This window comes from Paraburkholderia kirstenboschensis (assembly GCF_904848585.1).
Classification (GTDB): domain Bacteria; phylum Pseudomonadota; class Gammaproteobacteria; order Burkholderiales; family Burkholderiaceae; genus Paraburkholderia; species Paraburkholderia kirstenboschensis.
This window is the reverse complement of record NZ_CAJHCR010000027.1, coordinates 54194-66031: the sequence shown is the minus strand read 5'-3', so window position 1 is coordinate 66031 and position 11838 is coordinate 54194. Positions and strand designations below refer to the sequence as shown.

The 11838-nt window shown below is 57.7% G+C and carries 9 protein-coding genes; 6 read left to right on the top strand and 3 right to left on the bottom strand.

The window, feature by feature from the left end; genetic code table 11:
- Positions 1-64: 64 nt before the first annotated feature.
- Genes JMY24_RS35530 through JMY24_RS35520 form a run of 3 tightly spaced genes read right to left on the bottom strand, consistent with a single transcriptional unit; the run spans position 65 to position 2355 of the window.
- Positions 65-532, bottom strand: coding sequence for an aldehyde dehydrogenase family protein (locus JMY24_RS35530; RefSeq protein WP_201703867.1), 468 nt, complete (start codon positions 530-532; stop codon positions 65-67).
- Between the two features lie 28 nt (positions 533-560).
- Positions 561-1658 (bottom strand): NAD(P)-dependent alcohol dehydrogenase, encoded by a 1098-nt coding sequence (locus tag JMY24_RS35525; RefSeq protein ID WP_128598360.1) that lies wholly within the window; start codon positions 1656-1658, stop codon positions 561-563.
- Positions 1648-2355, bottom strand: a complete 708-nt coding sequence (locus JMY24_RS35520; RefSeq protein WP_128598361.1) for a branched-chain amino acid ABC transporter permease — start codon at positions 2353-2355, stop codon at positions 1648-1650. The genes JMY24_RS35525 and JMY24_RS35520 overlap by 11 nt, the downstream gene beginning before the upstream one ends.
- An 873-nt stretch (positions 2356-3228) precedes the next feature.
- Between JMY24_RS35520 and JMY24_RS35515 the strand changes: the two genes are divergently transcribed.
- The 6 genes from JMY24_RS35515 (at position 3229) to JMY24_RS35490 (ending at position 11792) form a co-directional block, all read left to right on the top strand.
- Positions 3229-4575, top strand: coding sequence for a sigma-54-dependent Fis family transcriptional regulator (locus JMY24_RS35515; RefSeq protein ID WP_236597697.1), 1347 nt, complete (start codon positions 3229-3231; stop codon positions 4573-4575).
- Positions 4576-5425: 850 nt separating this feature from the next.
- On the top strand, positions 5426-6208 hold the full coding sequence (locus JMY24_RS35510; protein ID WP_201703865.1) for an SDR family NAD(P)-dependent oxidoreductase: 783 nt from the start codon (positions 5426-5428) through the stop codon (positions 6206-6208).
- A gap of 518 nt (positions 6209-6726) precedes the next feature.
- On the top strand, positions 6727-7959 hold the full coding sequence (locus tag JMY24_RS35505) for a porin (protein ID WP_128598363.1): 1233 nt from the start codon (positions 6727-6729) through the stop codon (positions 7957-7959).
- Between the two features lie 329 nt (positions 7960-8288).
- On the top strand, positions 8289-8534 hold the full coding sequence (locus JMY24_RS35500; protein WP_128598364.1) for a hypothetical protein: 246 nt from the start codon (positions 8289-8291) through the stop codon (positions 8532-8534).
- Between the two features lie 30 nt (positions 8535-8564).
- On the top strand, positions 8565-10016 hold the full coding sequence (locus tag JMY24_RS35495) for an FAD-dependent oxidoreductase (protein WP_128598365.1): 1452 nt from the start codon (positions 8565-8567) through the stop codon (positions 10014-10016).
- 9 nt (positions 10017-10025) lie between these two features.
- On the top strand, positions 10026-11792 hold the full coding sequence (locus JMY24_RS35490; protein ID WP_128598366.1) for an FAD-binding protein: 1767 nt from the start codon (positions 10026-10028) through the stop codon (positions 11790-11792).
- Positions 11793-11838 lie beyond the last annotated feature (46 nt).

The window sequence follows — 11838 nt, the reverse complement described above, 5'->3', positions numbered from 1 at the left end:
TACGACTAGGCAGTGATGCCCGGGGTGTGTCGAATGGGTAATCGTCGCAGTCGGAGGTAGCGGACTACCCTTCCCTTGCCGACCTGGTTTGTGGCGAAGCGATTGGTCGGGCGATCGACAGGCCCGAACCATCGTACGGCAGCAGCAATCCCTTTGGCTGTGTTAACATCGCCGCGGCCTCGTGCATGTGATTGATCACCGAGGTTATCTCGAACATGGCCTTCGGTGGAACGGCGCCGGTCTCGCGGACGATCCATTCCATCAACTCCGAAGTACGGCGCTCGGTGATCTGTGCCGCGCGCCGAAATATCGCAGCGCGTTCGAGCAGCGGCTTCGCCGCCCAAGACTTCTGCGCGTTCCGCGCGATGGCAGCGGACTTGCGTATGTCGTCGGCCGACGCTCGTCCTACGCACGCGAGCTCCTCGCCGGTTGCGGGTTCCGTTACACGCAAGACGTTGGTGGCCTTGGACCACTCCCCGGTGAAGAGTGCTTCACTCCATGCCTTCGGTCCCATCTGCAATTGAGCGTTCATCGTAATGTCCTTACGGTAAAGGGGGCGTTCAAGCGAACTTAAGCACAGGCTTGATCGTCTCCCCTGTATGACTGTCACGAATCGCTGTCTCGATATCGGCGAATGGATAAAAGCGGATCAGTTTGTCGAATGGGAAACGGCCTTCGCGATACCAGTCGATCATGCGGTTGATGAAAGTCGTGGCATCGTGACTATCGCCCTCGATAATTCCCCTTAGCTTGCGCCCCATCAGCAGAAAAGTCGGGTCGACTGACACACGCATGTCCGGACTTACTCCGGCTAGCCAGGCGCAAGTGCCACGCGGAGCGGTGGACGCCAGCGCGGTTTCCATCACTTCTTGGTTGCCGGTTGTGTCAAGCGAAAACTCGACGCCGGCTCCTGTTATCTTCATGATCTCAGTCAACACGTCCTGGGTTTTCCCATTCAGCGTGTGGGTCGCCCCCAGGTCCCGCGCCAGTGCCAGTCGATCGTCCGATAAGTCCACCGCAATGATTGTGGCTGCGCCCGCCACCTTCGCGCCCATCACCGCGGAGAGTCCCACTGTGCCCGCTCCGAAGACTACGAATGTGGCCCCCAAGCCAATCTCGAGTGAATTCACTGCAGCCCCAGCCCCGGTCTGCACCCCGCACGCCAGCGGACCGAGAATTTCGAGCGGCACATCCTTCGGAACCTTTACGATATTGCGTTCGCCGCAGATTGCATAAGTGGCGAAGGACGATTGTCCAAAGAAGAGCCCATTGATCTTTTCGATACCCTTCGACAAGGGTGACGAGCCATCGCGCCGATTGCCATCGAAGTTCAGTTGAAGCAAGGAGTGACAGTAGGTGTGGTCATGGGCGACGCAACTTGGGCAATTGCCGCAGTACGTGTAGGTCATCACGACGTGGTCGCCAACCTCAACCTTGCTGACGCCTGCGCCGACTTTGATCACGACACCGGCACCCTCGTGGCCGAGTACCATTGGCATCGGCGTAGGCAGAATGCCCTCAAGTGCCGAGATGTCAGTGTGGCAAAGCCCAGTGGCCACCAGTTTGACTAGGATCTCACCCGGCCTAGGATCTTCGATCTCGATCGTTTCAATGGTCAGTTTCGACGGTGAGCGAGCGATGGCAGTCTCAATTTGCATTGAGAGTCTCCTTTTCAGTTTTGAAGGAAAGAACTACGGCACGGTGCCGCAGCGGAATTGAATCGTCCGAGAGATGGTTGCGTAGCAGGCCCCAGAGACCGCGGGGCTCAATCAGAATCACCACGACGGCCAGGCTACCGAGCGCAATCAAGTACCACACACCCAGATCCTGAAGGAAGTGGCGCAAGAGGAAGAAGACCACCGTTCCGAGAATCGGCCCCTCTAGGCTACCAATGCCTCCAATCACCGTGACGGACAACACGAAGATTGTCCAGTCCATCATTGAGAACGAAGACAGGTGAGAAATCCTCAAGGTCTGCAAGGTGACCAGCACGCCGACCATTCCAACAAAAGGCGACACAATTAGATAGGAAAGAGAGCGCGCGAACGGCAAATTTACCCCCGCGGTGACCACACCCTCTTCGTTGTCACGCATTGCGGAAAACGCCAGTCCGATGCGCGACCGCATAACAGCGTATATACCAACGAGAGTTGCCAGTGTTGTGCCCAACACCCGGTAATAGATCGTCATCTGTCGCGCTTCATTGGAAGATCCGAATTGCTTTACAAAGGCCGGCGAGACGATGCCAATCTTCACTGTTCGTTGCGCCGCCATTGTCGGAAGGCCCACAAGGTTCGAAGCGAGACCGGCCGAAATGGCCTGGATTAGACGCCTACGCTTTATCGCGTAATTCATGTTTGTCTCCGTTGGTGGTAGTGCATTGGCGTGAGGCCAACTATGCGTCGCGTGTCTTCAATGCAAATGCCGGGCCACGGTGGTGCCGGCCCCGCGAAACCAAGCAGTGACAAGCACTTAGGCGAAGTGCATGTGCGCGCGCGGACCCAAAAGTCCCACGTTGAGTCTCGTTTCGAGACAACAGGTCCAGAATCTGGAAAGTCGCGCTGACCATTCGCTACTTGCGGCATGGTACAAACCCTGCTATCAAGGCGCCGCTCAGCGTGGGACGATTTATAATGAAATTCCTCGCGTCACAGATATGTCACCCCGCGCTCCCGTTATTCCCTACCATCCAGAGTCAATCTGGAGAGCCCGCCGCGCCTTCTTTGATGAAGGCTGCGCCCGTCCTGAACAAATCGGTGATGCGCTGATTCGTTCGTGGATGCGCTGCGGAACGTTCGGCCGTAACGTTCACGAAAATGTCGAGTTCACACCGGTTCATCATATTGAGGTCACTCGGCTACTCGAGCGTCACCGTGTGCTGGTCAACGCGGCGCAACCGGAGCTTGCATCGCTTGCTCGTTCGGTGTCGGAAGCCGGATACGCTGTGTTGCTGACCGATGCGCATGGTGCGTCGCTTGTTGTTGATGGCGCGATCAATTCGCACGGTGCGCAACTGCGCCACGCGTTTCGCGTCGGTGTTGACCTATCTGAACAGGCGGTAGGTACGAGTGCAATGAGTGTCGCAATGTCCGAAGGGCGACCCACCAGCATCTGCGGTGCAGAGCACTATTTCGCAAAACCCATGTTCTCCATTGCTGTGCGGCACCTATTTTCGACCCTCAGGGCGATGTTATCGGTGCGGTGGATGTCAGCCACGATATGCCGGACATGCTTCAGAGCGCGTTATGGCTCGCTGAGCGTTGCGCACATCGAATCGAGCGGCGCTTGTTTTTGCGCCTGCCCGCCCGCCTACGTCTTGAAATTGACGTGGATGCGGGTGAAGCGACGGAGGGGGTATCGACGACCCAGGCTTGGCTGGCACTCGGGCAGGATGGCGAACTATTGGCGGCGAGCCGCAGCGCACAACGGCTTCTCGGACTGCCACAGCAGTTCACTCGTCTTGATTTCGAGGCCTTGTTCGGCGAGCGCTTCGATGGATGGCGGGGCCGGTGGCACGGCGCCGCGTCAGGCGCACCGCTCGTAGTGCACAACGGGATTCGCTTACGGGCGACCGCGATGTCAGGCACGCCAGCCGTGACTCCGACCGCGTGGCGATCCAGTGCTACGTTTTCGAATTCCCCGCCGATCCGGTCGGCCCCTTGCTTCGGCGACGCCCGCATCGAAATTGACTTCGCGCGCGCCCAGCGCGCGTTCCACGCAGACTTGCCAGTGCTGATTACTGGCGAGACAGGATGCGGCAAGGAAGTTGCCGCTCGCGCACTGCATACATCTGGGCCCCGTACCGAAGGTCCTCTTGTCACGCTCAACTGCGCAGCGATACCAAGCGAGTTGCTGGCAGCCGAACTCTTCGGCCATGTGGAGGGTGCCTATACGGGTGCGCGTCGCGGCGGTGCAGAGGGCAAGATCGAGGCAGCAAACGGAGGCACGTTGTTCCTTGACGAGATCGGAGACACATCCTTGCACCTTCAAGCGGCGCTCCTGCGGGTGTTAGATGCACGTGAAGTTATCCGTCTGGGCGAGAACAAGGCTCGGCCTGTCGATCTGTGTCTTGTTTGTGCGACTCATCACGATCTGCATTTAGCAGTGAAACACGGTCGCTTTCGGGAAGACCTGCTCTACCGGATTGCCGGTTATCAGTTGCACCTGCTGCCACTGCGCGAACGAAGTAACTTTGACGCAATTCTGGACACGCTACTGGCTCAGGCGGGAGAGACGCCATCCCGCGTATCCTCAGAACTACGGCTTGTGTTGCGCTCGGCACAGTGGCCAGGCAATGTTCGACAACTGGCGCATGCGCTGCGTCGCGCGTTAGCATTGGCCGGCCCCGACGTCAAACTGACTGCCGAGGACTTTGAAACTGTTCGAGGCCGCAGTTCGCCACAATGCGCACCACCCTCAGCGCATGACTTAATGCGCAAAGCGCAATTTCGGGCCATCAGTGACGCGCTGCAAGTTTGTGGCGGCAATGTGTCGGAAGCTGCTCGCTTACTCGGGATTGGCCGAGCGACGTTGTATCGCAAACTGGCCGAAAGAAGAGCGGAGCCGCCTGCCTGATTTCGGCGGCGGCAAGAGCGACTACTTCCTCTCGAAACGTACAGACGTTTGCGCCACGATCGGATGGCAGCATGCCTCGGGGACATCGTCCACAGAGGCACTCTCGTTGGCCGACATTTCCCGAAGTCGAAGGCAACGCATATGTTTGCGGCTTCGCAAACTGGATTTTGGACAAGCGAGACCGTCTAACTTACGGGTTCCTCGACTGGCAGCCGTCGCTAAACTGAGCACATCGCATTCGCGCGAGCACGTGATTGAGCAGGAATCGCAGGCAACGCGAGGGGATGGGGCCCAAGTTTCTCTCCGTTAGCGAAGCCGGGCTTTTCATGATTACTCGGAGCAAGGTTGCCGCCATCGAATAGACGAGCTAGGCGTATGCCGAAGCTAGACACCGCTCGCGGGAGGCGATTCCGTTGTCAATGACGTCACAGTCGTCGGACGTACCGGATTCGTGGAATCGGTACGAACTGTGGAAAGCAGCGTTGCTGCTCTCCCAGGGACGTCGTTCCGACGGTCGTTGCGATAGGCGTCGCTCGTCGTTCCGCTAACGGGTGCACTGATGAAGTTTAACTCGCCAGCCCATTTCTCCAGTTCGGTCCCAGCCGCCACTGGGCCTGAAGAGCAAGGTGCGCGACGTGGCGACGTGCCGCGCAGCCATATCCGGTTTCACATAAGCCATGTGATTTCTTCATTTCGCAGGATATAGCTGTAGGTCTCATACTGCAGAATGCCATCGGCCCAGAGGAACTGAATTACGGAACCGTTCTGTGGTAGCGGTCGCAAAGATGGCATGGGTGAATTAATCGTTCCACTTAGCGGACGACTCGCCCCTAACAATCGAGGAGGAGCAATGAGGCGTCTCGCGGGGAAGGTAGCGATCATCACCGGCGCTGGTGGTGGACAAGGGGCAGAGGAAGCAACGCTCTTCGCGGCCGAAGGTGCTGCAGTAGCGGTATGCGATGTAGCATTCGAGCAAGCGGAAGCTGTTGCCGAAAGCATCAATGCGAACGGTGGGAAAGCGCGAGCCTACGACCTTGATGTGTGCGATGCTGCAGGTTGGTGCCACACGGTCGAGGACGTCAACAGCTGGGCAGGGAACGTAACCGTTCTCGTCAACAACGCCGGCATCATCCTGCGCACAGGGGTGATGGACACGGATGAGGAAAAGTGGCAACACCTCCTCAACATCAACCTAACGGGTGCATTCCTGGGTATCAAGGCCGTGGTTCCTTCAATGAGAGCTGCGGGGGGCGGGGCCATCGTAAACATCTCGTCCATTGCTGGTCTGTCCGGCTACTACGACGCCGCCTACAGCGCGAGTAAATGGGGGCTTCGTGGTCTCACGAAGACGTCAGCACTCGAATTTGCAAAAGATGCTATCCGCGTAAATGCGATTTGCCCAGGCGTGATTGTCACCCCACTGAACGAAAACGCTACGCATCTCGAGCCGTTCCGCCGCATGACTCCGCTGGGCCGCCATGGAACCCTCTCCGAAGCTGCTCGCCTCGTACTGTTTCTTGCGAGCGATGATTCCAGCTACATAACCGGTGAGGAGATTGCGCTGGATGGCGGCCTGAACGCTGGAGCCGCGTTGCATCGAGTCATTGAAGAAGCAAACGCGCTCGCAAAGTAGAGCACGACCAAGCACTACTAGTGGTAGGGAATAAAACGGCGGAGCTTCGGCTCCGCCGTTCTATTTTCCCGGCTCGCCCTCAATGCGAGGTCTTTTCTTGCGCACGCTCAAACGCGTCGAGCTTGTCCATAAAGGCCGGTCTATAACGACGATTGATCGCGTAAATATACACAGCGCGGCCCCGCGTCTTTCTTGCAGATATCCATGTCAGCCCCGCCCGGGGCGGCTTTACCTTCCGCCGAGCAAGGCTCATCCCCGGCCCTTCCTTCCAGCTATATCTGACGGTGTATGGGCCAGAGCATTTAGTTATTTTACGGTCCTTTTTACAGCCCTTATAAACGAGCGGCCATCAGCGAACTGAGGTTTTGCCTGACCAGAAAGAGCGGGTACGACTATGCGTAACCGGATGCAGGCATTACCTCGACGAACCTCGTTGTTGCCACTCGATGCAGCAGTATTTGGCGTCGGAAAATCTCAATTCGACAATCCGGTCAACATACCAATAATGGAGACAACTCGTGCAACAGAAAGTCAAACTTGCGGCAGTCGCCGCCGCAGTAGCGTCGTTCAGCGGTTCTGCGTTTGCCCAAAGTAGCGTGACCATCTACGGGATCATTGATTACGGCATCAACTACGTGAACAACGCACAGGTGGCGCAAGCTGGCGCGCCGAACGGTCGTGTCAGTGGTCATCAATGGTTCAACAACAGTAGCATCCTTCAGGGGAACCGGCTCGGCTTCCGGGGCACTGAAGACCTAGGTGGCGGATACTCGGCGCTGTTCGTCCTCGAAAATGGATTCGATGTCGGGACAGGCAAGTTTCAGCAAGGTGGTGACCTGTTTGGCCGTCAGGCGTATGTCGGGCTGGCAACGCCCTATGGCAAATTGACTCTTGGGCGTCAGTATGACGAGATGGTGGACTACTTAGGGCCAATTTCCACTGCAGCGTACGTCGGGGCGTACGGCGACCATCCTAGCGATCTCGATAACGTTGGAAACGATTTCCGCGTCAACAATGCTCTGAAATTCAGTAGTCTTAAATACTCTGGATTTTCTTTCAGCGCTCTCTACGGATTCGGAAACAACGCATCGAGTTTCCAGACGAACAGCGTGAAGTCCTTCGGCGCATCCTACTCCTACGGCAAGTTCACGATTGCGGCCGCCTACCTTTATGCCAATTCGCCGAATCAATCCTTCTGGGGGAACAACGCGACGAGCTCCACGACCGGGAACAATCTCGGTTCAGTTACCGGCGTCACGAGCAACCCCATCATCGCGGGTTTCGCGTCTGCAAAAGGGCTGGAAACTTATGGTGCTGGGGCCATCTACATTATTGGACCAGTGACGAGTGGCTTCATGTACAACCGGATTCGATTTGACGACCTGGGCGCATCCAGCTCGGGCACGCTGTCTCTTACGAATCCGCTTGGATACACCGGCGACGCGAGCTTCGATAATTACTCCATGTACAGCACCTGGTACATCACGCCTGCCCTCTACGTCACTGGCGCGTACGACTACCTGACCGGTGGCAGCGTGGATGGCAAGCCAGGCGCGCGGTACCACACATTCAACGCAATCGTGACGTATTTCCTCTCGAAGCGCACGTCGCTCTATCTGAACGCGAACTATCAGCGCGCACTGGGCACTGATTCCACCGGCAAGGGTGCCGTCGCGTCGATGGTTGCGCTCACGCCGTCTAATACGGGAAAGCAGGTTGCGGTCCGCGCAGGCATCCGCCACCTCTTCTGAACCTCAGAGCCAAGGCAGGCGGGACTCCAGCGCATTTTTGCACTCGGTTTCCGCCGCTTTCATGTATATGAAAAACAGTATCGTTTAGACATTTTATTCATTGGTCGAGACATACCAACAATCGCATACTTCCTGGAAAGAGCAGCACAGCTGCTGACCATAAGCGTTGGAGACAAGCCTGCATCCTCAGCTCATCCCATCACCGCTTATGCACGCGACCCCGGCCCGGTAAGGCCGGCGACACCGGACTGACGTTGTGCTCCCGGTTCATTTCGATCGCGCCCAGCTCCCGCTTTTTGCCCAGAAACCTTTTCGTTGTGGAGTTGCAAGTGAGTCAGCCAAATTTCGTTCCTCCTTCGTACCCAATCGTTCAGTTCCTGGTGTCGAAAGGCACGGGATTGTCCATCCTCGCCGCGCTCGTCACACTGGCGGGTCTCGGCTACCTTGCTTTCGCTACCGCGACGCCCTGGCTTTACCCCGTGGCATTGGTTGGCGCTGTCGTTCTGCTGGTCTTGCTTCTTAGCTACGTTGAAGTTCTCAAGATTATCGCCGACACCCTTCTGCCGAAGTACTGAAGCTAACGGGTCGATATCAAGGAGACTGCAATGACGCGAGATTCAGAATACGACGTACTCGTTATAGGTGCGGGGCTGGCGGGACTCACGGCCGCGAACAAGGTAGCGGAGGGTGGATTGAGAGTCCGCGTTCTCGAAAAGAGCAGTGACGACGCATATCTGTGTAACAGCCGCTATACCGGAGGACTCTTCCACGTTGCGATGGACGACATGACAGGTGACCCATCATGGGTTCGTTCGAACCTGATGCGCGTCACACGCAACACGGCAGACCCGGCCCTTGCCGATGCTCTTACAAAGAACGCACGCCGCACACTCGCGTGGCTCTCGGCTCAGGGCGTCCGGTTTATCAAGGCTGGTCCGGATGGGCTGCGGCGTAATTCGTTGGCCCCTCCGGGCATGCGGCGGACGGGCCTTAACTGGCATGGGCGCTCCGGAGACGTGATGCTGCGTACCCTGGGGCAACGGCTCGCCGCCCGTGGCGGGCAGCTGTCACGCGGCATTAAGGCGGAACGACTGTCAATGGAAGACGGTCGATGCGTCGGAGTCGAAGTGTCGAATGGTGCCCATGGAGTGCAGCAGTTGCCGGCCCGCGCAGTCGTCATCGCTGACGGTGGATTTCAAGGCAACCTAGAACTGCTTCGACGTTTCATTTCGAAGCGGCCGGAGCAGTTACTGCAGCGCAATGCGCAATCGGGACAAGGTTCTGGACTGCTCATGGCTGAGGCGGTCGGAGCGAAGTTGATAGGCACTGACCGCTTTTATGGTCACGTTCACGACCTCAAGGCAATGACGAACCCTGGGCTGTGGCCATACCCGGTCGTCGATTCCCTGACCACCGCAGGCATGGTTCTCGACGGTCGCGCCCAGCGTTTTTGCGATGAGGGTCTCGGTGGCGTCTATATCGCGAATGCAATTGCCGGACTCGATGACCCACTCACTGCCGTCGTTGTCTTCGACGACGCAACGTGGAACGGTCCGGGACGCGACTGGATTTTGCCTGCGAACCCGAACATGGTGAACGCTGGCGGCGAACTCATTTCCGCAAAGACTTTTCAAGAACTCGCCCGCAAGCTAAACCTCGAACCTGCGGCACTCCAAGCGTCAGTGGAAAGCTTCAACCGAATTTGCGAAACCGGGCAGGCAGACGGACAGCCGCCTCGCACCACGACCGTGTACAAAGCGTGGCCGGTCCGGACCGGTCCGTTTCACGCTGTCAAACTTTGCGCGGGCGTCACATACACGATGGGTGGAATTGCTACCGACGCGGAAGGTCGAGTTCTCGATAACTCGGGTGAACCGATTTCCGGACTGTATGCGGCGGGAGCGTGTACCGGTGGCCTTGAAGGACAAGGCGGGGCAGCTGGCTACTCGGGCGGTCTTTCGAAGTCGAGCGTATTCGGGATGCTGACTGGAGAGTCAATCATCCGAACCTTGGGCAGCGAACAAACTGCGGGGGCCCGCGCTCTCGCCGGCGTCTAGGAGACGGCTATGACCACCAACACGAAATGGGACCGGGAAGTTGACCTACTCGTTTTAGGCGCTGGCGCCGGCGGAATGACCGCGGCGCTCGTGGCCTCGCTGGAAGGCCTGACGCCTTTGGTTATCGAGAAATCACGCCAGGTTGGCGGAACGGCATCTACCTCGGCAGGCTCAATCTGGATTCCCGGCAACCGTCAAAGCCTCGACGCAGGATATCCAGACTCGGCAGAAGCTGCCCACGTCTACATGGAGAAGCTGAGCGGGAGGCGGGATGACTCAGGTCTGCGTCAGGTCTATCTTCAGACCGGGCCGCAGGTAGTCGACTACCTTCGGGCAAAGTCCGATGTGCGTTTTAACCCATGCGGAAAGCATCCGGACTATCGGGACCTCGATGGCGCCGCCGTTTCAGGTCGTGCACTGGTCCCTGAAAATTTCGACGGCCGTCTTTTAGGCGCTGACTTTGAACGCGTTCGCCCGCCCATTCCCGAGTTCATGGTTCTCAGCGGGATGATGGCCGGCAAAGAGGACATTCCCAGGCTGCTGGGCCGCTTCAAGACCGTGTCAAACTTCATGTATTCGGGAAAGCTCTTCGCCCGCTATGTGTTCGACCGAACCCGATACTCACGCGGCACGCGCGTGGTCATGGGCAATGCGCTTGTCGCGCGACTCTTTTACAGCCTGAAAAAACGGAAGGTAGAAATCCTCTTCGAGTCCACGGTCACTGAACTGGTTCGCGATGGAAATGCGGTAATTGGCGCCGTGGTCCGAACCGGGTCTGGAAACCAACGCGTCCGGACTCGTAAAGGCGTGGTTCTCGCTACTGGGGGTTACGGTCACAACAGGGAGTTGCGCAAGCAATTCATGCCGCGCCCTACTCCGCAACATTCTGTCGCCAGCGAAAGCAACACGGGCGATGGCATCACCTTGGGCCTGAAATACGGCGCAAGCGTGAGGCCTGAAGAGCATGGAGATGGTGCATTCTGGACGCCGGTCTCAATTACGCGGCGTTCCGACGGAACGAAAGGTCTCTTTCCTCATCTTTCGCTTGACCGCGCAAAGCCCGGTCTCATTGCTGTGAATAGCGCGGGCAAGCGTTTCGTCAATGAAGCAGCTTCATATCATGACTTCGTTCAGGGCATGTATGCATCGCACCCGGTGTCGCCAACAATGCCGGCATATCTCATCTGTGAAACCGGCTTTATTACGCGATACGGACTGGGTGCCATCTACCCCGGCACCAGGAACCTGTCGAAGTTCGAGAGCTCCGGATATCTCATAACGGGTTTGACGCTTGATGTGCTTGCGGGGAAGCTGAAGATTAGGCCCGATGCGCTGCAGGAAACGATTGAACGATATAACCAGTTCGCACGCAATGGCAAAGACCTCGATTTCGGGAAGGGTGACACAGAGCTCAATCGGTTCAATGGGGACCCGAAGGTGCGCCCAAATCCGTGTCTGGCTGAAATCAGGCAAGGACCGTTCGCGGCAGTCGCGGTCTACCCCGCGGAGATTGCGACCAGCACGGGGTTGCGTACCAATGGTGACGGTCAGGTTCTCGACGAAAAGAACCGCGTCGTAGCGGGCCTCTACGCCTGCGGTAATGACATGGCGTCGGTCATGCTGGGTACGTATCCCGGCCCAGGCACGACGCTCGGCCCGGCCCTCACATTCGGATATCGGGTCGCGATGAATGCGGCGGGTAAATCCGACCTTGCAGTCACCGGTACGCAAATTGGTCTGCGCTTGCTGCCGACCCTACAAAAAGTCGGCAACTGAGAGCACGAGAACGCCTCGGTAGAGCCGATTCAATGAGTCGAGCATC